Origin of the sequence: Amycolatopsis nigrescens CSC17Ta-90, from assembly GCF_000384315.1 — a bacterium.
GTDB classification, from domain to species: domain Bacteria; phylum Actinomycetota; class Actinomycetes; order Mycobacteriales; family Pseudonocardiaceae; genus Amycolatopsis; species Amycolatopsis nigrescens.
This window is the reverse complement of sequence record NZ_ARVW01000001.1, coordinates 5435971-5457258: the sequence shown is the minus strand read 5'-3', so window position 1 is coordinate 5457258 and position 21288 is coordinate 5435971. Positions and strand designations below refer to the sequence as shown.

At 70.2% G+C, this 21288-nt stretch carries 23 protein-coding genes; 16 read left to right on the top strand and 7 right to left on the bottom strand.

The annotated features are described in order from the left end of the window. Positions 1-60: 60 nt before the first annotated feature. From AMYNI_RS0125925 to AMYNI_RS0125900, 6 genes are all read left to right on the top strand, one after another. A complete protein-coding gene (locus AMYNI_RS0125925; protein WP_020670986.1) occupies positions 61-1140 on the top strand; it encodes a sensor histidine kinase in 1080 nt (359 codons plus the stop codon). Next, the gene (locus tag AMYNI_RS0125920; protein ID WP_020670985.1) at positions 1137-1898 is read left to right on the top strand and encodes a LytR/AlgR family response regulator transcription factor; all 762 of its coding nucleotides are present in this window, start codon (positions 1137-1139) and stop codon (positions 1896-1898) included. The genes AMYNI_RS0125925 and AMYNI_RS0125920 overlap by 4 nt, the downstream gene beginning before the upstream one ends. Then, entirely contained in the window at positions 1895-2242 is a 348-nt protein-coding gene (locus AMYNI_RS0125915) for a hypothetical protein (protein ID WP_020670984.1), read from the top strand. The genes AMYNI_RS0125920 and AMYNI_RS0125915 overlap by 4 nt, the downstream gene beginning before the upstream one ends. After that, positions 2242-3942, top strand: a complete 1701-nt coding sequence (locus tag AMYNI_RS0125910; protein ID WP_020670983.1) for a sodium/solute symporter — start codon at positions 2242-2244, stop codon at positions 3940-3942. The genes AMYNI_RS0125915 and AMYNI_RS0125910 overlap by 1 nt, the downstream gene beginning before the upstream one ends. Positions 3943-4086: 144 nt before the next feature. Then, entirely contained in the window at positions 4087-4437 is a 351-nt protein-coding gene (locus tag AMYNI_RS0125905; RefSeq protein ID WP_020670982.1) for a DUF485 domain-containing protein, read from the top strand. Continuing rightward, positions 4434-6044, top strand: coding sequence for a solute symporter family protein (locus tag AMYNI_RS0125900; protein ID WP_020670981.1), 1611 nt, complete (start codon positions 4434-4436; stop codon positions 6042-6044). Before AMYNI_RS0125905 ends, AMYNI_RS0125900 begins: the two co-directional genes overlap by 4 nt. A gap of 68 nt (positions 6045-6112) precedes the next feature. On the opposite strand, the gene AMYNI_RS0125895 is transcribed toward AMYNI_RS0125900, so the two are convergent. Both AMYNI_RS0125895 and AMYNI_RS0125890 read right to left on the bottom strand, forming a co-directional pair. Then, positions 6113-6853, bottom strand: a complete 741-nt coding sequence (locus AMYNI_RS0125895) for an isocitrate lyase/PEP mutase family protein (RefSeq protein ID WP_020670980.1) — start codon at positions 6851-6853, stop codon at positions 6113-6115. After that, positions 6850-7305 (bottom strand): carboxymuconolactone decarboxylase family protein, encoded by a 456-nt coding sequence (locus tag AMYNI_RS0125890; protein WP_020670979.1) that lies wholly within the window; start codon positions 7303-7305, stop codon positions 6850-6852. The genes AMYNI_RS0125895 and AMYNI_RS0125890 overlap by 4 nt, the downstream gene beginning before the upstream one ends. A gap of 104 nt (positions 7306-7409) precedes the next feature. Between AMYNI_RS0125890 and pdxR the strand changes: the two genes are divergently transcribed. Together pdxR and AMYNI_RS0125880 are read left to right on the top strand one after the other, a co-directional pair. Beyond that, positions 7410-8801 carry a MocR-like pyridoxine biosynthesis transcription factor PdxR gene (pdxR, locus tag AMYNI_RS0125885; protein ID WP_020670978.1) on the top strand — a complete coding sequence of 464 codons (1392 nt, stop codon included), beginning with the start codon at positions 7410-7412 and terminating at the stop codon, positions 8799-8801. Positions 8802-8846: 45 nt separating this feature from the next. Further along, positions 8847-9563 carry an MBL fold metallo-hydrolase gene (locus AMYNI_RS0125880; protein ID WP_020670977.1) on the top strand — a complete coding sequence of 239 codons (717 nt, stop codon included), beginning with the start codon at positions 8847-8849 and terminating at the stop codon, positions 9561-9563. On the opposite strand, the gene AMYNI_RS0125875 is transcribed toward AMYNI_RS0125880, so the two are convergent. From AMYNI_RS0125875 to AMYNI_RS0125865, 3 genes are all read right to left on the bottom strand, one after another. Continuing rightward, complete coding sequence (locus AMYNI_RS0125875; RefSeq protein ID WP_020670976.1) at positions 9547-10260, bottom strand: peptidylprolyl isomerase; 714 nt, start codon at positions 10258-10260, stop codon at positions 9547-9549. The two genes, AMYNI_RS0125880 and AMYNI_RS0125875, sit on opposite strands and share 17 nt — an antisense overlap. A 90-nt stretch (positions 10261-10350) precedes the next feature. After that, a complete protein-coding gene (gene meaB, locus AMYNI_RS0125870) occupies positions 10351-11316 on the bottom strand; it encodes a methylmalonyl Co-A mutase-associated GTPase MeaB (RefSeq protein ID WP_020670975.1) in 966 nt (321 codons plus the stop codon). A gap of 7 nt (positions 11317-11323) precedes the next feature. Next, positions 11324-12505 carry an acetyl-CoA C-acetyltransferase gene (locus tag AMYNI_RS0125865; protein WP_020670974.1) on the bottom strand — a complete coding sequence of 394 codons (1182 nt, stop codon included), beginning with the start codon at positions 12503-12505 and terminating at the stop codon, positions 11324-11326. Positions 12506-12631: 126 nt separating this feature from the next. Here AMYNI_RS0125865 and mce point away from each other — a divergent pair, with 126 nt between their 5' ends. Further along, positions 12632-13072 carry a methylmalonyl-CoA epimerase gene (gene mce / locus AMYNI_RS0125860; RefSeq protein ID WP_020670973.1) on the top strand — a complete coding sequence of 147 codons (441 nt, stop codon included), beginning with the start codon at positions 12632-12634 and terminating at the stop codon, positions 13070-13072. A gap of 53 nt (positions 13073-13125) precedes the next feature. Here the strand turns inward: mce and AMYNI_RS0125855 are convergent, their stop codons facing one another. Continuing rightward, the gene (locus tag AMYNI_RS0125855) at positions 13126-13701 is read right to left on the bottom strand and encodes a TetR/AcrR family transcriptional regulator (protein WP_020670972.1); all 576 of its coding nucleotides are present in this window, start codon (positions 13699-13701) and stop codon (positions 13126-13128) included. A gap of 65 nt (positions 13702-13766) precedes the next feature. Beyond that, complete coding sequence (locus AMYNI_RS0125850) at positions 13767-14138, bottom strand: SPW repeat protein (protein ID WP_026360932.1); 372 nt, start codon at positions 14136-14138, stop codon at positions 13767-13769. Positions 14139-14347: 209 nt separating this feature from the next. On the opposite strand from AMYNI_RS0125850, the gene ccrA reads away from it, so the two are divergent. The 7 genes from ccrA to AMYNI_RS0125815 all read left to right on the top strand — a co-directional run bounded on the left by ccrA (position 14348) and on the right by AMYNI_RS0125815 (position 21212). Beyond that, positions 14348-15697: a crotonyl-CoA carboxylase/reductase gene (gene ccrA / locus AMYNI_RS0125845; RefSeq protein WP_020670970.1), complete on the top strand. Its 1350-nt coding sequence runs from the start codon at positions 14348-14350 to the stop codon at positions 15695-15697. 77 nt (positions 15698-15774) lie between these two features. Then, positions 15775-16911, top strand: a complete 1137-nt coding sequence (locus tag AMYNI_RS0125840) for a coiled-coil domain-containing protein (protein ID WP_020670969.1) — start codon at positions 15775-15777, stop codon at positions 16909-16911. 44 nt (positions 16912-16955) lie between these two features. Next, positions 16956-17405: a universal stress protein gene (locus AMYNI_RS0125835; RefSeq protein ID WP_020670968.1), complete on the top strand. Its 450-nt coding sequence runs from the start codon at positions 16956-16958 to the stop codon at positions 17403-17405. An 8-nt stretch (positions 17406-17413) separates the two neighbouring features. Further along, positions 17414-18574: an adenylate/guanylate cyclase domain-containing protein gene (locus AMYNI_RS0125830; RefSeq protein ID WP_020670967.1), complete on the top strand. Its 1161-nt coding sequence runs from the start codon at positions 17414-17416 to the stop codon at positions 18572-18574. A 266-nt stretch (positions 18575-18840) separates the two neighbouring features. After that, the gene (locus tag AMYNI_RS0125825) at positions 18841-19779 is read left to right on the top strand and encodes a hypothetical protein (RefSeq protein WP_157358056.1); all 939 of its coding nucleotides are present in this window, start codon (positions 18841-18843) and stop codon (positions 19777-19779) included. Positions 19780-19784: 5 nt separating this feature from the next. Continuing rightward, on the top strand, positions 19785-20423 hold the full coding sequence (locus AMYNI_RS0125820) for a hypothetical protein (protein WP_020670965.1): 639 nt from the start codon (positions 19785-19787) through the stop codon (positions 20421-20423). Positions 20424-20504: 81 nt separating this feature from the next. Continuing rightward, the gene (locus tag AMYNI_RS0125815) at positions 20505-21212 is read left to right on the top strand and encodes an HD domain-containing protein (protein WP_051116556.1); all 708 of its coding nucleotides are present in this window, start codon (positions 20505-20507) and stop codon (positions 21210-21212) included. The last annotated feature ends 76 nt before the right edge of the window (positions 21213-21288 follow it).

Sequence of the window (21288 nt, the reverse complement as noted above, 5' to 3'; positions counted from 1 at the left end):
GGGCATTCAACGCCCCTATGGTGGCCTTAAGGGCATCCTGGCGATCTAGGATGAGCGGCTATGCCGGTGTCCGCGGAAAGCGCGTTCCGCCGGGCCGCGGACCGGGCCCGGCGGTCCAGGGCGGCCGCGGACCCGATCGACACACTGGCGCTGACCCGCCGGATCGCGGCCGACCTCAAGGACGGGCTCGCCGCGCCGAAGGCCCAGCGGGCACTGCGGCGGCTGCGCGGGCTGCTCGGCGCGAGCGGCGCCGGGCTGGCCGACCTGACCGGCTCGATGCTGTGGTCCGGTACGCCCTCGGCCGACGAACCGACCGCCGAGCTGCTCGACGAGGTGCTGCACACCGAGGCGCCCAGTGGACGCCCGCCGCTGACCGCGGTCCCGCTGCACGTCCACGACGAGTTCAGCGGGGTGCTGGTGGTGGCCGGCGAGGTCAGGACGGCGGCCGTGCGCGAAGCCACCGCGCTGGTGGTGGACGCGCTCGAACGCGGCAGGCTGGAGGCCTCCGCGGAACAGGCCGCGCAGGCGGAGCTGCGGGCGCTGCGGGCGGAGATCTCGCCGCATTTCGTCTACAACGCGCTCACCGTGATCGCGTCGCTGGTGCGTTCGGATCCCGACCGGGCCCGCGACCTGATGCTGGACTTCGCCGACTACACCCGCTACAGCCTGGCCAGGCACGGCGAGTACACCATGGTGTCGGAAGAGTTCCACGCCGTGGAGACCTATCTGGCGCTGCAGCGGGCCGTGCTCGGCGATCGGCTGCAGGTGCAGATCAGGGTCGCGCCGGAGGTGCTCGCCGTGGCGGTGCCGTACCTGGTGCTCGAACCGCTGGTGGAGAACGCGATCCGGCACGGTATCGAGCCGCGCTCGGGCAGCGGGCTGGTGCAGGTGCGCGGTGAGGCCGAGGGCAACGACTGCGTGATCAGCGTGGAGGACGACGGCGTCGGCATGGACCCCGAGGAGGCCAAGGAGATACTGGCCGGCCGGGGCAGCGCGGGCAGTGTGGGTCTGGCCAATGTGGACCGCCGGCTGCGTAGTGTGTACGGACCGTGGTTCGGTCTCGTGGTGGAGACCGCGGAGGGCGCCGGGACGCGGGTGGTCGTGCGGGTACCGAGGTTCCAGCCGGGGGTCATGCCATGAGTGACGGGTTGCGGGTGCTGGCCGTCGATGACGTGCCGCCGGCGCTGGACGAGCTGTGCCAGTTGCTGCGGGACGCGCCAGAGGTCGCCGAGGTCGCCGCGGCCGGTGACCCGCTGACCGCGTTGAAGATCATCCAGGCGGATCGGTTCGACGCGGTCTTCCTTGACATCGCCATGCCCGGCCTGGACGGGCTGGAGCTGGCCTCGCTGCTGGCGAAGTTGACCGAGCCGCCGGTGATCGTGTTCGTCACCGCCTACGACGGGCACGCGGTCACCGCCTACGGCATCGGCGCGGTGGACTACCTGCTCAAGCCGGTCCGTGCGGAACGGCTTTCCGCGGCGCTGGCCAAGGTGACCAGGATGGCCGGCGCGGCGCCGAGCGTGCAGCCGACCCCGGACGCGATGGCGGCGCTGCCGGTGGAGTCCGGCGGGCGCACCCGGTACGTGCGGCGGGTGGACGTCCAGTTCGTGGAGGCGCACGGCGACTACGTCCGGCTGCACACGCCGGGCGGGGTGCATCTGGTGCGGATGCCGATCTCGCGGCTGGAGGAGTACTGGGAGGGCACCGGTTTCAGCCGGGTGCACCGCGGTTTCCTGGTCGCCGTCGGCGCGGTGCGCGAGCTGCGCAGCGATTCGGCCGGCGGGCTGCTGGCGCACACCGACCTCGGAGACGTGCCGGTGAGCCGGCGGCACGCCCGCGAACTCCGCGAGCGGCTGCTACAGGCTGCGCAGCGCGGCGAACTGGACAGCAGGCCATGAGCAGGACCAAGCGGGTGGCCGTGATGAGCCCGCAGACCCGGCTCGCGCACGCGCGCGGCCGGGCGACCCGGCGCTGGCGGGTGCCCCGGCTGGATCCGGCGGACGCCGAGCGCGCGCTCACCCTGTACCGGGCCCAGCGCGGGCCGGGCCTGCTCGCGCTGGCGCTGCTGTTCGGCCTGTTGCTCGCGCTGCCGCTGCTGTTCGCGCTGTGGCCGGAGCTGGACGGCCTGCGGCTGCTGGGCATCCCGGTGTCCTGGCTGCTGCTGGCGGTGCTGCCCTATCCGGCGATGGTGCTGCTGGCGCGCTGGCAGCTGCGCCGCGCCGAGCGGATCGAGGACCGCTGATGGGGGCCGCGCTCGCGGTGGCCCCGGTAGTGCTGATAACCCTGCTGATCGGCCTGCGCGGGGTGGCCGCGATGCGGACGACCTCGGACTTCCTGGTCGCCTCGCGGCGGATCTCGCCGCTGCTGAACTCGGCCGCGGTCTCCGGCGAATACCTGTCCGCGGCTTCCTTCCTCGGGGTCGCCGGGCTGATGGTCAAGGACGGCATCGGCGCGCTGTGGTACCCGGTCGGCTTCACCGCCGGCTACATCGCGATGCTGGTGCTGGTCGCCGCGCCGATGCGCCGCTCCGGCGCGCTGACCGTGCCCGACTTCGCCGAGGCGAGGCTGGCTTCGCCGGCGCTGCGGCGGCTGGCCGCGGTGGTGGTGCTGGTGATCGGCACGCTCTACCTGGTGCCGCAGTTCCGCACCGCGGGGCTGGTGCTCAGCGCGGTGAGCAACACGCCGTACTGGGTCGGGGTGGTGATCGCGGGTGCCGCGGTCAGCGTGACGCTGGCACTCGGCGGGATGCGCGCGGCCACCTACGTCCAGGCCTTCCAGTTCGTGCTGAAGCTGCTGCTGTTCATCGTGCCGGCGATCTGGCTGGTGTTCGCGGTCGGCGCGAACGTGCGGCACGACGCGCTGAACCCGGTGGAGTTCACGCATTTCTCCCGCGAAACCCCGGTCACCTTCGAGGTGGACGTGACGCTGGACCTCCGCGAGCAGACCACCATCTCCGCCCCCGACGGCACCAGTTCGGTGCACCCGCCCGGCGAACTGACCATGCCGGCCGGGCGCACCGTGGTCTTCGCCGCCGGCGCCCCGGTGCCGGAGGTACGCGGCGGTGCCCTGCCCGGCGGGCCGGACTGGCACCGCCCGCTGCTGGACCTCGGCCACAACGGCGCGCCGCTGCTGGGCACCTGGGCGGTGCTGATCGCGACCATGCTCGGCACCATGGGACTGCCGCACGTGCTGATGCGCTTCCACACCAGCCCGGACGGCCGCGCGGCCCGCCGGACAGCGGCGATCACCGTGGCGCTGCTCAGCGTGTTCTACCTTTTTCCCGGTATCTATGGGGTTCTAGGCCGCGTGCTGGTGCCGGAGCTGTACCTGTCCGGCGCCACCGACACCGTGGTGGTCGCGTTGCCGGCACAGGTGGACACCAGCTGGGCCGGCGGGTTGTTCACCGCGCTGCTCACCGCCGGCGCGTTCGCCGCCTTCCTGGCCACTTCGCTCGGCCTGCTGCTGGTGGTCTCCGGCGCCATCGCGCACGACCTGATGCCGGCCGGGCTGCGCCGGCTGCGGATCACCGTGGTGCTCGCTGCCGCGGGGATGGTGCTGCTCGCCCTGCCTTCCACCCGGCTGGACGCGGGGGTGCTGGTGACCTGGGGGTTCACCGTGGCCGCGTCCACCTTCTGCCCGCTGCTGGTGCTGGGCATCTGGTGGTCCAGGCTGACCGCGGCCGGCGCGATCAGCGGGGTGCTCGCCGGGCTGCTCGGCTCTTCCGGCTCGATCCTGCTCGCGCTGTCCGAACCTCGGCTGGACGGCTGGCCGGCGATCCTGATCGCGCAACCGGCGCCGTGGTCGGTGCCGCTGGCCTTCTCGGTGATGGTGCTGGTGTCCCTGCGCGGCCGTCCGCCGCCGTGGGCACGCACCGCGATGCTGCGGCTGCACCTGGACGAACGCCGCGAACCCGGCAGGCGGAGCTTGGGCCGGACGGCCTAGCGCCCGGCCACTCGTCGCGACCCGCACGCCGTTCGTATGCCGTTCGTCGCAGCCGGCAGGCGTTTATCCGGCGGCGGTACCAGCATGCCTGAGGGCTGCCTAGCGTGGCGCGGAACACAGCCGTACCACCTAGGAGGGCTCCTCGTGAGCATCAGCGAACAGGACGTGACCGGGCAGGATCCGCCCGCCGACAGGTGGGAACAGGTGCACCAGAGCGCCGAGTTCCAGCAGCTGCGCTCCAGGCTACGCCGGTTCGTCTTCCCGATGACCGGGTTGTTCCTGTTGTGGTACCTGCTTTACGTGCTGCTGGCGGACTACGCGCACGGGTTCATGTCCACCAAGCTGGTCGGCAACATCAACGTGGGCCTGGTCTTCGGCCTGCTGCAGTTCGTCTCCACCTTCGTGATCACCGGTCTCTACGTCCGCTACGCCAACCGGAAGCTGGACCCGATCGCGGACAAGATCCGGGACGACATCGAGGGAGCAGCGAAATGACCAACCTCGCCGCTGGTGTCGAAGGCAGCAACCCCGTACTGAACATCAGCATTTTCGCCGCTTTCGTGGTGATCACGCTGGTGATCGTGTTCCGGGCCAGTCGGAACACCAAGACCGCGTCGGACTACTACGCCGCCGGGCGCGCGTTCAGCGGGCCGCAGAACGGCATCGCGATCGCGGGCGACTACCTGTCCGCCGCGTCCTTCCTGGGGATCGCCGGCGCGATCGCGGTCTACGGTTACGACGGTTTCCTTTATTCGATCGGGTTCCTGGTGGCCTGGCTGGTCGCTTTGCTGCTGGTGGCCGAACTGCTGCGCAACACCGGCAAGTTCACCATGGGCGACGTGCTCGCGTTCCGGATGCGGCAACGCCCGGTGCGCGCCGCCGCGGCGACCTCCACCCTCGCCGTGTCGTTCTTCTACCTGCTGGCGCAGATGGCGGGCGCCGGCATCCTGGTTTCGCTGCTGCTCGGCATTTCCAGCAGCGTCGGCCAGGCCGTGGTGATCTCGGTGGTCGGTGTCGTCATGATCATCTACGTGCTGGTCGGCGGCATGAAGGGCACCACCTGGGTGCAGATCATCAAGGCCGCGCTGCTGATCGCCGGCGCGTTCGTGATGACGGTCTGGGTGCTCGGCAAGTACGGGCTCAACCTCTCCAGCCTGCTCGGCGGCGCGGTGGACCGCGCGGGATCCGGCGGCGAGAGCCTGCTCAACCCCGGCGCGCGCTACGGCCTCAACGGAACCAGCAAGATCGACTTCCTGTCGCTTGGCATCGCGCTGGTGCTCGGTACCGCCGGGCTGCCGCACGTGCTGATGCGCTTCTACACCGTGCCGACCGCCAAGGACGCCAGGAAGTCCGTGGTGTGGGCGATCGCGCTGATCGGCATCTTCTACCTGTTCACCCTGGTGCTCGGCTACGGCGCAGCGGCGCTAGTGGGCAAGGACAAGATCACCAAGGCACCCGGCGGGGAGAATTCGGCGGCGCCGTTGCTGGCGCAGGAGCTGGGCGGGCCGATACTGCTCGGATTCATCGCCGCGGTCGCCTTCGCCACCATCCTCGCCGTGGTCGCCGGACTCACCATCACCGCGTCCGCCTCCTTCGCCCACGACGTCTACGCCAACGTGATCAAAAAAGGCAAGATCAAAGACCCCAACGCCGAAGTACGAGTCGCCCGCATCACCGCACTGGTCATCGGCGCCGTCGCCATCGTCGGCGGCATCCTCGCCAAAGACCAGAACGTCGCCTTCCTCGTCGCACTCGCCTTCGCCGTCGCCGCATCGGCGAACCTGCCCACGATCCTCTACTCGCTGTTCTGGAAACGCTTCAACACCCAAGGCGCACTGTGGAGCATCTACGGCGGGCTGATCGTCACCATCGTGCTGATCGTGTTCTCCCCCGCGGTGTCCGGTACCGCGAAGTCCATGATCAAGGGCGTGGACTTCCACTGGTTCCCGTTGCAGAACCCCGGGCTGGTGTCCATCCCGGTGTCCTTCTTCCTCGGCTGGCTCGGCACCGTGCTGTCCAAGGAGCACAACCAGGACAAGTACGCCGAGATGGAGGTCCGCTCCCTCACCGGCGCCGGCGCCGAAAAAGCCACCACCCACTAAGGCACCCCGCTGTCCGTGAAGGCCACCTTGCCTACCTTCAAGGTAGGCAAGGTGGCCTTCACGGATCATCAGTAAGGGAGGGTGCCGGAGGTGAGGGCGGAGAGGGTGTCCGCGAGATGGGCACGCGCGGACTTCCAGATGCCACCGCCGAAGGAGACCCGGGCCACCCCCAGTTTCGCCAAAGCGTCGAGGTCCGGGCCACCCGGCAGATAGGTGGCGTTCACCGCGGCGGGCCGCACCGCGTCCAGGAACGAGGCCAGCACCCGCTCCGACCGCACGTGGATCGGGTACACGCAGTCCGCACCCGCCGTGAGATAGGCGCCGGCCCGCTCGATCGCCTTGTCCAGCACGGCCTGCTCGTCCTCCGCACCGAGGAACACGTCGATCCGCGCGTTCAGCACCAGGTCCCGGCCCGCCGCCGCACGGACCGCGCCCAGCAGCTCGACCTGGTCGGCCACCGACCGGATGCCACGCCCCGGCGCGGTGTCCTCCAGGTTGCAGCCGGCCGCGCCGGTCTCCAGCAGCCGCGACACCAGCTCGGCCGGCGCCAGGCCGTAGCCGGACTCCGCGTCCACGGTCACCGGCACCGAGACCGCCCGCGCCATCCTTGCCGCCGCAGCGAACATCTCCTCGGCCGGCGCCTGCTCCCCGTCCGGATAACCGAGCGCAGCCGCGACGGCCACCGAACTCGTTGCCACCACTGGGAAACCGGCAGCCTCGACGAGTCGCGCGGTGTCCGCGTCCCAGGCGTTCGGCAGGATCAGCGGCACCCCGGGCACGTGCAGCGCCCGCAGGTCTGAAGCGGTCATGCGGGCAGCTCCATCCGGCTGGTGACGCCGAGCCGGTTGAGCAGGTTGATCACGCCGACGGACCAGACGAGCACCGCGTACTGGGTCTCGTCGAACACCGCGGTCGCCTGCTGGTACACGTCGTCCGGCACGTCCTGGGTCTGCGACAGCTTGGTGATCGCCTCGGTCAGCGCGAGCGCGGCCCGCTCCTGCTCGGTGTACAGCTCGGTCTCGCGCCAGGCGCTCAGCACCAGGAGCCGGCGCTGATCCTCGCCCAGCTTGAGCGCTTCCTTGCTGTGCAGGTCCAGGCAGAACGCGCAGCCGTTGAGCTGCGAGGCGCGGAGCTGCACCAGTACCAGCAGCTTGCGGTCCAGCCCGGCGTCGGCGGCCCGCTTCTCCACCGCGCCGACCAGCGCCAGCAGCTTCTGGTAGGCGTCCGGAAGCGCCGGTCCGGCCTGAATTCGCGCGCTCATGCGGCTCCCTTCGACAGTGGTCGGTGACTGACATATCCGATGCGTAACTTGAAGGTCACCAGACCAAGCTATCCCGCACTGGCCTACAAGTATGGTCCAGTCCCATGACACTTTCGTGGTCCAGTTCCGGCTGGGACGTGCATCTGGACTGGCGGCCGGACACCGGTGCCCGCGGCCTCGCCGAAGCTATCCGGGCCGCGATCCGCGACCGGCGCCTCACCCCCGGCACCGCGATGCCCTCCACCAGGGAGCTGGCCAAGGATCTCGGCATCGCCCGCGGCACGGTCACCCGCGTCTACGCCGACCTCTCCGCGGAGGGCTACCTGCACACCAGCCAGGGCGCGGCGACCAAGGTGCGCGACCTGCACCCGGCCGCGCCGGTCTCGGCACCGCGGTTGCGCGCGGCCGAGCCCGCCGTGCACCGCGGGTTCGCCCCCGGCAGCCCGGACGTCTCGCTGTTCCCGCGCGACCGCTGGCTCTCCGCGACCCGGCGGGTGCTCCAGCGTGCGCCCACCGCGCTGTTCGGCTACCCGGACGAGCGCGGCTCGGTGACCCTGCGGGAGGCGCTGGCGGGCTATCTCGCCCGTACCCGCGGGGTGCTCGCGGACCCGGAGCGGATCGTGGTCTGCGCCGGGTTCTCGCACGCAATGGCGCTGCTGGCCAGGGTGCTGCGTGACCGGGGCGCCGAGGAGATCGCCTTCGAATGCCCGTCACTGCCGCAGTTCCGCGCGGTGGCCAAGGCCGCCGCCGAGGTCCGGATCGCCGGGGTGCCGGTGGACGAGCACGGCCTGCGAGTGTCCGAACTGGACAGTCCAGCGGTGGTGCTGACCCCGGCGCACCAGTATCCGACCGGGGTGCCGCTGGCCCCGGACCGGCGCACCGAGCTGACCCGCTGGGCCACCCGCACCGGGGCGATGGTGATCGAGGACGACTACGACGGCGAGTTCCGCTTCGACCGTCAGCAGGTCGGCGCGCTGCAGGCACTGGCGCCGGAGCGGGTGGCCTACGTGGGCACGGCGAGCAAGACGCTCGCGCCGGGGCTGCGGATCGGCTGGCTGGTGCTGCCGCGGACCTTGGTCGAGCCGGTGCGGGCGGCGATCAACGCGACCGGCTGGCGACCACCGGCGCTGGAACAGGCGGTGCTGGCCGAGCTGATCTCCTCCGGCGGTTATGACCAGCACATCCGGCGCTGCCGCGGCATTTACCGGGCGAGGCGGGAGAAACTGCTCGATGCGATCCCGGACTGGCTGGTGCCGCACGGCATCGCGGCCGGGCTGCAGGTGCTGCTGCGGCTGCCGGAGTCCGGTCCGGGTGAGGCCGCGGTGGCCGCCGCCGCGCGCCGGCGTGGACTCGGCGTGGAGATGCTCGGCCGGCACTGGATCGGCGAAGGCCCGCATCCCCAAGGCATCGTGGTCGGCTACGCGACCCCGGCCGAGCACGCGTTCGGCCCGACCCTGCAGACGTTCCTGGACGTACTGGCCGAGGTTTCGCGCTGAGCTGATCCGTCCCCGCCGCCGCGCGCGGAGCCATACGGTGGGCTGGTGGATCTCATCGAACTACTGCCCCAGCTGCATCTGCTCCGATTCGAGGTTGGCCAGGCGTACCTGTGGCAGGACCAGGATTCGCTGACGCTGATCGACACCGGCACGGCCGGCTCCGGCCCGGCGGTGCTGGACGCGATCGGCTCGCTCGGCCGCGACCCGGCCGAGTTGTCCAGGCTGGTGCTGACCCATTTCCACGGCGACCACACCGGCTCGGCGGCCGAGATCCGCTCGTGGCACGGCGCGGAGGTACTGGCACACCGGGCGGACGCGCCGATCGTGCGCGGCGAGGCCCCGCCGCCCCACCCCGAGCTGCTGGACTGGGAGTGGCCGCTTTTCGAGCAGGTCAAGGGACATCTGACCGGTCCGCCGGTACCGACCGACCGCGAGCTGGAAGACGGTGACCTGCTCGATTTCGGTGGTGGCGCGAAGGTGCTGGCCATCCCGGGGCACACCGAGGGCAGCCTGGCGCTGCACCTGCCCGAGCACGGTGTGCTGTTCACCGGCGACACCGTGGCGAACGTGGAGGGGCCGATGCTGGGCGTGTTCAACCAGGACCGCGCCCGCACCGTGGAGTCGTTCCGACGGCTCGCCGCGCTGGACAGCGAGATCGCCTGTTTCGGGCACGGCGACCCGCTCACCGGCGACGCCGCCACCGCGCTCCGCCGTGCCGCCGCGGCCCTGCCAGGGGACGAACCGGTCAGCGAGCGCGGATGATCGTGATGGGCAGCGCGGGCCGACCGTCCACCGGAGGCGGCGAGCCCGGTTCGCCGACGATGCCGCCCGCGGCGACCTTGTCCAGGGTGCGCAGGCCGCGCTCGTCCACCTCGCCGAAGATGGTGTAGTCCGGGCGCAGCGCGGAATCCCCGTAGACCAGGAAGAACTGGCTGCCGTTGGTGTCCGGTCCGGCGTTGGCCATGGCCAGCACCCCGCGCGCGTATACCCGCCGCTGCCCGGTCGGATCGCTCGGTGCCGGCGGCAGCCCGACCGGCAGCTCGTCGGCGTAGCGGTAACCGGGCCCGCCCTCGCCGGTGCCGCTCGGATCCCCGCACTGCAACACCTTCAGCGTGGGGTACGCGGTCAGCCTGTGGCACGAGCTGCGGTCGTAGAACCGGTGCCGGGCCAGGTGCAGGAAGCTCTGCACGGTGCAGGGCGCCTGCGCCCGGTTCAGGATCAGCGGCAGCTCACCCCGGTCGGTCCGCAGCTTGACCCGCACGGTGCCGCGATCCGGGGTGTGCCAGGGGTCCCTCGGCAGCGGCACCGGCTTGGCGGCGGGCTCGTCCGGGGTCTCGGTGTACTTGCAGGGGCCGTGGGTGACCTTCGGCGGCGGCTCGGCGGCCGCGGAGCCGCCGGTCAGCAGCAGGCCGGCGGCCAGCGCGGCGACGGCGGAAAGGGTGCTGGCGACGCGAACCATCGTGTCCTCCCGGTGTTCAGGCCGGGCAAGTATCGGCCCTCGGCCGTCCCACTGGGAAGCGCCGGAAGTACCGGAAGTACCGGGGCTCGCTCAGCGGGTCAGGTCGCCGATCAGCTTTTCCGCCGCGGAGTAGGGGTCCAGCTCGCGTTCGACGACCTGCCGCGCCAGCTCCGGCAGCCGGTCGCCGCCGCGCAGGTCCGCCAGCTGGTCGCGCAGCCGTTGCAGCGCGATCGCCTCGACCTCGCCGGCCGCCCGCGCGGTCCGCCGCCGGAGCAGCTCACCTCGCGCCTGGAGCCACTCGTGGTGCTCGTCCAGCGCGCTCAGCACCTCCGCGGCGCCCTCGTTCTTCGCGGCGACCGTGCGCACGATCGGCTGACGCCAGCTGTGCCCGCGGACCTCCCGGCGCACCATCGCGATCATCTGCTTCAGGTCGCGCACGGTGGTCTCCGCGCCGTCCCGGTCGGCCTTGTTCACCACGAACACGTCGGCGATCTCCAGCACCCCGGCCTTCGCGGCCTGGATACCGTCGCCCATGCCGGGCGCGAGCAGCACGACGGTGGTGTCCGCCAGCCGCACGACGTCCACTTCGGACTGTCCAACCCCGACGGTCTCGATCAGCACCACGTCGAACCCCGCGGCGTCGAGCACCCGCACGGCCTGCGGGGTGGCCCAGGCGAGGCCGCCGAGATGGCCCCTGGTCGCCATCGAGCGGATGAAGATCCCGCTGTCCGTGGCGTGCTCGGTCATCCGGATCCGGTCGCCGAGCAGCGCACCGCCGGAGAACGGCGAGGACGGGTCGATGGCCAGCACGCCGACCCGTTTGCCCTCCTCGCGCAACGCGGAGAGCAGCATCGAAGTGGAAGTCGACTTGCCGACCCCCGGCGGGCCGGTGAGCCCGACGATCCGCGCGTGCCCGGTGTACGGGGTCAGTGCCTCGGCCACCTCGCGCAGCTGGGGATGGGCGTCCTCGACCAGCGAGATGAGCCGGGCGATCGCGCGGTGTTGTCCCTCGCGCGCCCGCCCGACCAGCTCTCCGACTTCGACTGCTACCGCCACACGACTATTACAGCGCCCGGATCAGCAGCGCGTCACCCTGGCCGCCGCCACCGCACAGCGCGGCGGCACCGAGGCCACCGCCGCGACGGCGCAGCTCGTACACCAGGTGCACCGCGAGCCGGGCGCCCGATGCGCCGATCGGGTGGCCGAGCGCGATCGCGCCGCCGTTCACGTTCACCTTTTCCTGGTCCAGCCCGAGCTTGTCGGTGGACACCAGGCCGACCGCGGCGAACGCCTCGTTGATCTCCACCAGGTCCAGCGCGTCCGCGGCGAGCTGCTCCTTGGCCAGCGCCGCCTTGATCGCGTTGGCCGGCTGCTCGTGCAGGCTCGCGTCCGGACCGGCGACCACGCCGTGCGCGCCGATCTCGGCGAGCGGGGTGAGGCCGAGCTCCTCGGCCTTCGCCCGGCTGGCCACCACGACCGCGGCCGCGCCGTCGGAGATCTGCGAGGCCGAACCGGCGGTGATGGTGCCGTCCGAGGCGAAGGCGGGCCGCAGGTTGCCAAGGCTCTCCGCCGTGGTGTCCCCGCGGACGCCCTGGTCGGTGTCGAAGATGGCCGGGTCGCCCTTGCGCTGCGGGATCTGCACCGGGGCGATCTCGTCGGCGAACCGGCCAGCCGCGATGGCCGCGGCGGCCCGCTGGTGCGAGCGCGCGGAGAACTCGTCCTGCTGCGCGCGGGTCAGGCCGTAGCGGGTGTTGTACTTCTCCGTGGACGCGCCCATGGCCACCTGGTCGAAGGCGCAGAACAGGCCGTCGTAGGCCATGTGGTCCACCAGCGTGGTGTCGCCGTACTTGAAACCGGCGCGCGACTTGGGCAGCAGGTGCGGGGCCTGGCTCATCGACTCCTGGCCACCGGCCACCACGATGTCGAACTCACCGGCCCGGATCAGCTGATCGGCCAGCGCGATCGCGTCCAGGCCGGAGAGGCAGACCTTGTTGATGGTCAGCGCTGGCACGTCCATCGGGATCCCACCGGCCACCGCGGCCTGCCTGGCCGGAATCTGGCCGGCGCCGGCGGTGAGCACCTGGCCCATGATGGTGTACTGCACGGCCTCCGGAGCCACCCCGGCCCGCTCCAGCGCCGCCTTGATGGCGACCCCGCCGAGCTGGGCACCCGAGAAGTCCTTCAACGAGCCGAGCAGCCGCCCGATCGGGGTACGAGCGGCACCCAGGATCACGGAACCGGACACGACATTCCTCCAAGCCTCGGCGCTGGACCAACCCAGCGACCATACCGTCGAGTCAAGGATCTGAACCGCGACAGTGTGAGCGGCGGCACGTGGGCGACGGCGGCACGCGCACTACCCTGCGAAACCATGAACGACGCCCTAGCACCCTTTGTCACCGCGATCGACCATGTAGGGGTCGCCGTACCGGACCTGGACAAGGCGATCAAGTTCTACACCGACACCTTCGGCATGGAGGCCACCCACACCGAGGAGAACGAAGAGCAGGGCGTGCGCGAAGCGATGCTGCACGCACCCGGCGACGCCGGCTACGGCACCGCGATCCAGCTGCTCGCCCCGCTGCGGGAGGACTCGGCGATCGGCAAGTTCCTGGACAACAAGGGGCCCGGCCTCCAGCAGCTCGCCTACCGGGTGTCCGATGTGGACGCCGCCGCGGCGGCGCTGCGGGCAAAGGGCCTGAAGCTGCTCTACGACGAGGCCAAGCGCGGTACCGCGAACAGCCGGGTGAACTTCGTGCACCCCAAGGACGCCGGCGGCGTACTCGTCGAGCTGGTGGAACCCGCTCCCTGACGTTTTCGCAGGTCAGCCCTCGTGAGTGAAAAGTGTTGCCAGGGCAACGTTTTTCACTCACGACCGGTGGTGCGGGCGGTGAGGGCCTCGGCGATGAAGGTCAGCTCGCGCTCCATCTCGTCCGGCCGGTCGTCCACCACGTGCCGGGCGACCGAGTGCCGGTAGCTCACCGCGAGCGCGAGCAAGCCGGACGCGCTGTCCACGTCGGCCATCGCCAGCCCGCCCACCGCGGCCGCGACGATCACCGCGCGCACCTGGCCGACCAGCGTCCGGTACCGCTCGTGCAGCGCGTCGCGCACCGCGAGGTGCGTGTCCGCCTCCCGCCAGAGCAGGTGCGACAGCATCCGCGACGCGCTCAGCCGCCGGTCCAGCTCGGCGACCAGCCGGCGCAGGCTTTCCGCGATGTCACCGGGGACCACCACGCTGGCCGGTTCCACGTGCTCGTCCGGCAGCCGCTCGACCAGCGCGGTGAGCAGGTCGGTCTTGCGCCGGAAGTAGTAGTGCACCAAGCCCTTCGGCACCCCGGCGCGCTCGGCGATCCGGGAGGTCGGGGTGGCGTCGAAGCCGGCGTCCGCGAACAGCTCCTCGGCGGCGGCCAGAATGCGCTCTCGCGCCGTCTCCTTCTTCACGCCTGTCCCCCTCCGCGCGCTCGGGCCCACAACCGTACAAGTCGTGGGCCCGAGACGTCGCTGGGTCAGTGCTGGCCTGCCATCCCGCTGTGCACGGCGTTGGCGATCGGCAGCGCGGCGGCGCCGACCACGACGGTCAGTACGCCGATGATCCAGGAGGTCCACGACGCCCCTGTCATCTCGGTGTAGCTCATCGCCCACGGCGAGATGAACATCAGTGCGCCGAGCACGATCTGGATGCCCTCGCCGTAGACCATGCCGGGCATGGCGAGCGAGACGAGCCCGTCCAGGGCGACCAGCGCGCCGAGCACGATCAGGGTCCACATCGCGGCGTTGTCGGTGTCCATCCACAGCGGCGAGAGCACCGCGACCACGCCGAGCACGACTTCGGCCCAGTCATGCGGGCGGGTCCACGGACGCGCCGAGGTTTCGGCCATCTTGATCACCTCCAACAGGGAAACCGTGTGTCTCGCGGTCTCATCCCCCATCATCCGCCTTGGTTGGCCGGCCGGTCAATTATTCTCGGTCACATCTTGACCCGGTCGGGCGGTGTCCGAGTGCCGTAGCTCTCCTCCGGTTGTGCGCTTGGTTACCGGCCAGTAGTTTCCACCCCAGTTCCCGAGACCCACTCCCCCTGGAGGTCGCCATGGCGCCGGCGAGTCAGCTCAGCCAGATCCAGCAGGCCATCCTGTCCGGTAACCCGGCCGAGGTGGGGTCGCTCCCGGTCCCGGAGAGCTATCGCGGGGTCACCGTGCACGCCGACGAGGTCGACATGTTCGAGGGACTGGCCAGCCGGGACAAGGACCCGCGCAAGTCGCTGCACGTCGACGAGGTGCCCACCCCGGAGCTGGGCCCCGGCGAGGCGCTGGTCGCGGTGATGGCCAGCGCGATCAACTACAACACGGTGTGGACCTCGATCTTCGAGCCGCTGCCCACCTTCAAGTTCCTCAAGAAGTACGGCCGGCTCTCACCGCTGGCCAAGCGGCACGACCTGCCCTATCACGTGGTGGGCTCGGACCTGTCCGGCGTGGTGCTGCGCACCGGGGCCGGGGTGCACAGCTGGCAGCCCGGCGACGAAGTGGTGGCGCACTGCCTCAACGTGGAGCTGGAAAGCCCGGACGGGCACAACGACACGATGATGGACACCGAGCAGCGGATCTGGGGCTTCGAGACCAACTTCGGCGGGCTCGCCGAGATCGCGCTGGTCAAGGCCAACCAGCTGATGCCGAAGCCGGGCCACCTCACCTGGGAGGAGGCCGCCTCCCCCGGGCTGGTCAACTCCACCGCGTACCGGCAGCTGGTCTCGCGCAACGGCGCGGACATGAAACAGGGTGACGTGGTGCTGATCTGGGGCGCCTCCGGTGGCCTCGGCTCCTACGCCACCCAGTTCGCGCTGAACGGCGGCGCGATCCCGGTGTGCGTGGTGTCCAGCCCGGAGAAGGCCGAGATCTGCCGCCGGATGGGGGCCGAGCTGGTCATCGACCGCAACGCGGAGGGCTACCAGTTCTGGAAGAACGAGCACGAGCAGGACCCCGGGGAGTGGCAGCGGTTCGGCGCCAAAATCCGGGAGCTGACCGGCGGCGACGACCCGGACATCGTGTTCGAACATCCCGGCCGGGAGACCTTCGGCGCCTCGGTCTACGCGGCGCGCAAGGGCGGCACGATCGTCACCTGCGCCTCCACCTCCGGCTATCTGCACCAGTTCGACAACCGCTACCTGTGGATGAACCTCAAGCGGATCATCGGCTCGCACTTCGCCAACTACCGCGAGTCGTGGGAGGCGAACCGGCTGATCGCCAAGGGACTGATCCATCCGACGCTGTCCAGGACCTACTCGCTGGAGGAGACCGGGCAGGCCGCGCTCGACGTGCATCGCAACGCGCATCAGGGAAAGGTCGGCGTGCGCTGCCTCGCGCCGGAGGACGGACTCGGGGTGCACGACCAGGAACTGCGCGAAAAGCACCTGGCCGCGATCAACACGTTCCGCGGAGTCTGAGCGCCTGAACCGACGCGTGTGAGTTCGGTGTACCTCGGTCGTGCGGCCCCCTTCCGTGAACGGCTAGGCTTTCGCCCATGAGCCTTGGCGACGAACGGGAGCTAGTACCGCTGGGCGCCGGCTTCGATTTGATGAAGCGCGGCTACAACCGGGCCCAGGTCGACGAACATCTGGAACGCCTGGACGCGGACCTCAAGCTGCTGACCGCGGACCGGGACGCGGCCATCTCGCAGTCCGGCGACCTGGCCCGTCAGCTGGAGCAGTCCAGGATCGAGCTGGACGACCTGCGCGGCCAGGTGGAACGGCTGGCCCAGCCGCCGACCAGCATCGAAGGTCTGTCCGAGCGGCTGCAGCGGATGCTGCGGCTCGCCCAGGACGAGGCCGCCGACACCAGGGCCCGCGCCGAAGCCGAGGCCGGGCACATCCGGGCGAAGGCGGAGACCGATGCCAGCGCGATGCGCGCCCGCTACGAGCAGCTGCTGACCGAGCTCGACCTCCGGCGCAAGGAGATGGAGGCCGAGCACCGGGGCGTGTTGGAGAAGGCGCGCGCCGAGGCCGAGACCATCACCACCAAGGCCAAGGAGGAGCGCGACCGGCTCGACGCCGAGTCCGAGCAGCGCCGCATCTCGGTCGAGGAGGACTTCGAGATCGCGATGGCCTCCCGTCGCACGGAGGCCATGCGGGCGCTCGCCGAGCAGGAGTCGGCCAGCAAGGCGGAGGCCGAGCGCCGGCTGCGCGAGGCCACCGACGAAGCCGCCGCGATCCGGAAGAAGGTGGCCGAGGAGCAGACCGCCGCGACGACGGAGATCGAGCGGCGGCAGCGCGAGTCGATCGAGGCCGCCAACCGGCGCAAGCAGGACTCGACGAACGAGGCGAACGCACGCCTCGCCGAGGCCGCCGACGAGGCGAACCGGCGGGTGCGCGAGGCCACCGAGGAGTCCAACCGCCGGATCAACCAGGCCTCGGAACGGGTGGAAGCGCTGCGCGTGCTGCGCAACAACATCGCCGAGCAGGTCACGTCGGCGAGGGCCGTGCTGGCCGAGGCGGCGAGCGTGCTGGTGGAGACCGAGCCGGCGGCCGAGGGCCGGAAGCCGAAACCCGCGGCAGCGTCGTCAGCGTCGGCGACAGCAGCGGGCCAGCCGAAACCGAGCCCGGGACGACCGCGGGCGAACAAGCCGAGTGGTGCTGCGGCGAACAACCCGACTGGCGAGTAACCTAACCACGCGAACCTCTCATTGATCTTCGCTGGAGGACTCGGATGGCCGCATACCAGACCGTAGTCGTCGGTACCGACGGCTCGGAATCGTCGTTCGCCGCGGTGGACAGGGCGGCGGGCGTCGCCGCCGACTCCGGCGCGACGCTCGTGATCGCCTGCGCCTACTACCCGGCCGGCAAGCACGACGTGGAGAAGGCGCAGGACGTGCTCCGCGACGAGGCCTACCAGGTGGTCGGCTCGGCACCGGCCGAGGACACCCTGCAGAGCGCCAGGGACCGCGCGGTGAAGGTGGGCGCCACCAAGATCGAGACCGTGCCGGTGGTCGGCGACCCGGTCGAGTCGCTGCGCAAGGTGGTCTCCGACCGCTCGGCGGACCTGCTCGTGGTCGGCAACCGCGGGCTGAACACGCTGACCGGCCGCATCCTCGGCTCGGTGCCCTCCGAGGTGGCCCGCAAGTCGGGCGTGGACGTGCTCATCGTGCACACCACGTAACGCACACCGTGCGCGAGGAACGGGACGACTCCGGAAGCCCTGAACCCCTGGACGCGTTGCAGCGCCGCCTGGAACGCATCCTGCTCGGTGGTGAGCGCAAGTACACCCGGCTCCAGATCGCGGAGCTGGCCGGCGTGCCACCGGAACGGTCGAAACGGCTGTGGCGGGCGCTCGGATTCGCCACCGTCGGCGATGACGAAGTGGTCTTCACCGACGCCGACCTCGCCGCGATGCGGACAACGGATCAGCTGGTCCGGGCCGGGCTGATCGAGCCCGAGATCGAGGTGTCGGTGACCAGGGCGCTCGGCCAGCACCTGTCGCGGCTGGCCGAGTGGCAGGTGCACCTGCTGTGGACGCTGATCACCGGGAACCCGGACTTCGGCGGCGACGACGTGCAGGTCGCCCGGCTGGTGGACGGGCTGCTGCCGGAACTCGAACGCGCCCAGAACTACGTGTGGCGGCGGCACCTGGCCGCCTACGCCGGCCGCGCCCTGGCCGCCCCGGACGAGGACCTGGAGACGCGCACCGAGGTGGTCGGGTTTGTGGACATGGTCGGCTACACCCGGCTGACCAGGCAGGTCGACGAGAACGAGCTCAGCGCGGTGCTGGAGGCCTTCGAGGCGCTGGCCACCGAGGTGGTCGCGGACCACCGCGGCCAGGTGGTCAAGATGATCGGCGACGAGGTCCTGTTCGTCACCGACTCCGCGGAGGCCGGCGCCGAGATCGCACTGACGCTGACCGCCCGCACCTCCGCGGACGAGGAGCTTCCGTCGGTGCGGGCGGGGATGGCGTCGGGCCGGATCCTGAGCCGGTTCGGCGACGTCTACGGCTCGGTGGTCAACCTCGCCGCCAGGCTGACCTCGCTGGCCCGCCCCGGCACCATCCTGGTGGACAAGGAAATGGCCGCCCTGCTGGAGGACGAGCCCGGCTACGAGCTGCGGCCGCGGCGGCCGGTGTCGGTACGCGGTTACAACAGGCTCCGGCCGTATGCGCTGCGCCGCGCCAAACCGGGGCCCACCGGCATGTTCGCCGGCTCGCAGCAGCTCGCCGCCGAGATGCTCGGCCTGGAACCGGACTCAGCCAAGGCGAAATCGGCCGAGGACGCGGCAACGGAAAACTCTGGCACCGAGCCGGAACCGAGGGTCCGCCGTCGGCGCCGCCGCCGTTGAGCCGTCCTCGTGACACGGCCCGGCCACACCACTCCATAGGGTCGCGTTCGCGACTGTCCGCATTCGCGAATGGGTGGGTAGTTTCCCCCGAATTTCTTATTTCGCCAACGTCTACGGGCGCGTAAGGTGACAAACCGCACTCAAATCGACACTTACAGTGTTCGATCTTCTTCCGAGTGTCGATCCGAGGAGGTGACCTGGTGGTGGCGGCGGACGCCAAGGGCAGCCGTAACCCGCTGCAGGAGCTCTTCTGGACCAGGACCGGCCTGCTACTGCTCGTGCTGATCGTGATCTCCGGCGCCAGCCTGCTGCTCGCCAGCGAGATGGACCCCGGCACCGCGAAGACACTGGTGACTTCCCTTGGCACCGGCACGATGATCTCGGCGGTGGTCGGCTTCGGCCAGACGCTGATCACCGCGACCGCCTCCCAGCGCGCGCTGGTCTCACCGGTGATCGAGGAGAGCCGGAAGGCGCTGCGCGAGCTGAGCGACGAATACCGGTCGCTGAACCGGGAGTTCTTCCCCACCCACGTCTTCGAGGCCACCACGGAGCCGGACCCGGCGTTCAACCACCTGATGATGCAGGACCTGCGCAACACCAGGCAGTTCTTCTTCCGCGGCTTCTCCGGCCGGCACGCCGCCGCCAGGCTGCTGCTGTCGCACGCGGAGTGGGAGTTCCGCGCGGTGATCGCCGATCCGCAGGACGCGCCCACCATCAGCGGCAGGGCGAGGTACCTGCTGCGGCGGGAAGGTGCGGACGCGGACTCCGAGACCATCCAAAAAGGACTCCACGACGAGATCTGGATCGGACTGGTCGGGCTGTACCTGGCCCGCAGCCGGTGCGTCCGGGTGGACATCACCGTGGTCAGCGACCCGCCGCTGGACCGGCTGGAGATGTTCGACGAAAGCGTGTGGGTCACCCTGTACAGCGACGTCGGCGGGGCCAGTGCGCTGTACCCGCGGACATTGCGTTTCACCGAGGGCTCGTTCATCTACAACATGGAGCGCACCGAGTTCCTCCGCGTCTGCCGCGCCCGCTCGGAGCGGCATTTCCAGATCACCCCGGACACCGCCCGTGCCGAGTTCATGGACGTCTTCCACAAGATCACCGGGGTGGCCCTGTCCGAACGCCGGTTCCGTGACCTGGAAGAACGGTTCCACGCGTTCCGGCGAGATTTTTCCACCGCTGCAGAACTGGAGAGCTGATAGTCGTGCTGACCCGAACCTGTGCACTCATCGATCTCGCTGAGGGGATCAGGCGAAACCGGGGGCCGCTGTCCGAACGCTGGCAACTGGTGCACGAGGAGTTCCTGCGCTGGGCGGCCAGACCTCAGTTGCGAGAGCACCTACGTGACCATCTGCGCCTGCTTTCCCCGTTGCAAGCGGCCGTGGTGGCCAGCCGTTCCCGCGAAACGACCACTCATTTCGCCTGGTGCCTGCTGGACGAGCCGGCGGACTCGTTCTCCTTCTGGCTGCACGAGTACAAGCCGCAGCGCGACTGGCGGCAGGGGTACGCGGACTCGGTGCACAACCACCGCTATCACTTCTGCACCACGATCCTGCGCGGCGGTTATGTGCACGAGAGGTACGACGCGGAGCTGGACCAGCAGGCCGAAATGATCAATTCGGCGGTGCTGAACCGGCGGCAGATTTGCGAAACGGGTCAATCGGGCATGCTGCTGGCCAGTGAGTTCCACCGGATTCCGACAGCGGCGGACAGCACGATGACCTTTTTGGTGAAGTCACGGCCGGTGAACGGGTGGAGCTTGTCCTACGATCCAACGACCCGAATGAGTCACCGGCATGTGCCGGTTGAGACCCGATTGGGGGAACTTACGGAAAAGATTTAACCCAAAACGAGGTAGGGGACGGCACAATCCGTCTACGATCCTTCCACCCGCCTGTGCACACCGGTCGGGATGGGAGAGGTCATGCATGCCCCGCACAACGTCGCGGACCACAAGGTCGTAACACCTGACTTCGCGACGATTTCCAAGAGCACCGTGGCGTCGATCGAGCGGCGCGTCCGCGGACTGTGCCTGCGGTACGCCGACAGGCTGCCGTTCCACGGCTGGCACCACGTCAGCTTCGTCCGCGCGAAAGCGGCCTATTTCGCCGCCGAGAACGGTGCGAACACCTCGGTGGTGGAGACCGCCGCCCTGGTGCACGACGTCAACTACCTGGTGCAGCGCAACTCGCCCGCCGCCGCCGGGCACAGCCTGCGGATGGACCTGCTGTCCGCCTGCGGCGTGCCGGACGACGTGGCGCGCTGGATCGACGACATCATCGACGAGGCCGAGATGTGCACCCGCGGGCCGCACATCTCGCTGGAAGGACAGGCGCTCAGCGACGCGGACACGCTGTTCAAGGCGTTGCCGATCACGCCGGTGATGCTTTCGCACCGGTACCTCGAGGAGAACGACCTGAGCCTGCGCGAGCTGGCGGACAAGATCGTCGGCGAGCAGCAGGACGTACACGACCAGGGTTTCTACTTCTACAACGCGGAGGCCGCCGCGTCGTACGGGCGCTGGGCGAAAGCGAACCTCGAGCTCTGGCAGTGCATCCGCGAAGCCGTGGACGATCCGGTGGTGGAAGAACTGCTGGACGCGGTCAACGAAGTGGACGCAGCGGCCTCCTGAGGCCCGGCAGGTAACGGTTCGGGCGACACCGGCGGCAGAGCGTAACGAGCCGCCGGTGCTCGGCGAAAGTCAGTCG

What these genes read in the sequence shown, in the direction of transcription:
- AMYNI_RS0125925 (WP_020670986.1), top strand. Translation starts at nt 61, where the DNA reads ATGCCGGTGTCCGCGGAAAGCGCGTTCCGCCGGGCCGCGGACCGGGCC.
- AMYNI_RS0125920 (WP_020670985.1), top strand. Translation starts at nt 1,137, where the DNA reads ATGAGTGACGGGTTGCGGGTGCTGGCCGTCGATGACGTGCCGCCGGCG.
- AMYNI_RS0125915 (WP_020670984.1), top strand. Translation starts at nt 1,895, where the DNA reads ATGAGCAGGACCAAGCGGGTGGCCGTGATGAGCCCGCAGACCCGGCTC.
- AMYNI_RS0125910 (WP_020670983.1), top strand. Translation starts at nt 2,242, where the DNA reads ATGGGGGCCGCGCTCGCGGTGGCCCCGGTAGTGCTGATAACCCTGCTG.
- AMYNI_RS0125900 (WP_020670981.1), top strand. Translation starts at nt 4,434, where the DNA reads ATGACCAACCTCGCCGCTGGTGTCGAAGGCAGCAACCCCGTACTGAAC.
- AMYNI_RS0125895 (WP_020670980.1), bottom strand. Translation starts at nt 6,853, where the DNA reads ATGACCGCTTCAGACCTGCGGGCGCTGCACGTGCCCGGGGTGCCGCTG.
- AMYNI_RS0125890 (WP_020670979.1), bottom strand. Translation starts at nt 7,305, where the DNA reads ATGAGCGCGCGAATTCAGGCCGGACCGGCGCTTCCGGACGCCTACCAG.
- pdxR (WP_020670978.1), top strand. Translation starts at nt 7,410, where the DNA reads ATGACACTTTCGTGGTCCAGTTCCGGCTGGGACGTGCATCTGGACTGG.
- AMYNI_RS0125875 (WP_020670976.1), bottom strand. Translation starts at nt 10,260, where the DNA reads ATGGTTCGCGTCGCCAGCACCCTTTCCGCCGTCGCCGCGCTGGCCGCC.
- mce (WP_020670973.1), top strand. Translation starts at nt 12,632, where the DNA reads ATGAACGACGCCCTAGCACCCTTTGTCACCGCGATCGACCATGTAGGG.
- AMYNI_RS0125850 (WP_026360932.1), bottom strand. Translation starts at nt 14,138, where the DNA reads ATGGCCGAAACCTCGGCGCGTCCGTGGACCCGCCCGCATGACTGGGCC.
- ccrA (WP_020670970.1), top strand. Translation starts at nt 14,348, where the DNA reads ATGGCGCCGGCGAGTCAGCTCAGCCAGATCCAGCAGGCCATCCTGTCC.
- AMYNI_RS0125840 (WP_020670969.1), top strand. Translation starts at nt 15,775, where the DNA reads ATGAGCCTTGGCGACGAACGGGAGCTAGTACCGCTGGGCGCCGGCTTC.
- AMYNI_RS0125835 (WP_020670968.1), top strand. Translation starts at nt 16,956, where the DNA reads ATGGCCGCATACCAGACCGTAGTCGTCGGTACCGACGGCTCGGAATCG.
- AMYNI_RS0125815 (WP_051116556.1), top strand. Translation starts at nt 20,505, where the DNA reads ATGCATGCCCCGCACAACGTCGCGGACCACAAGGTCGTAACACCTGAC.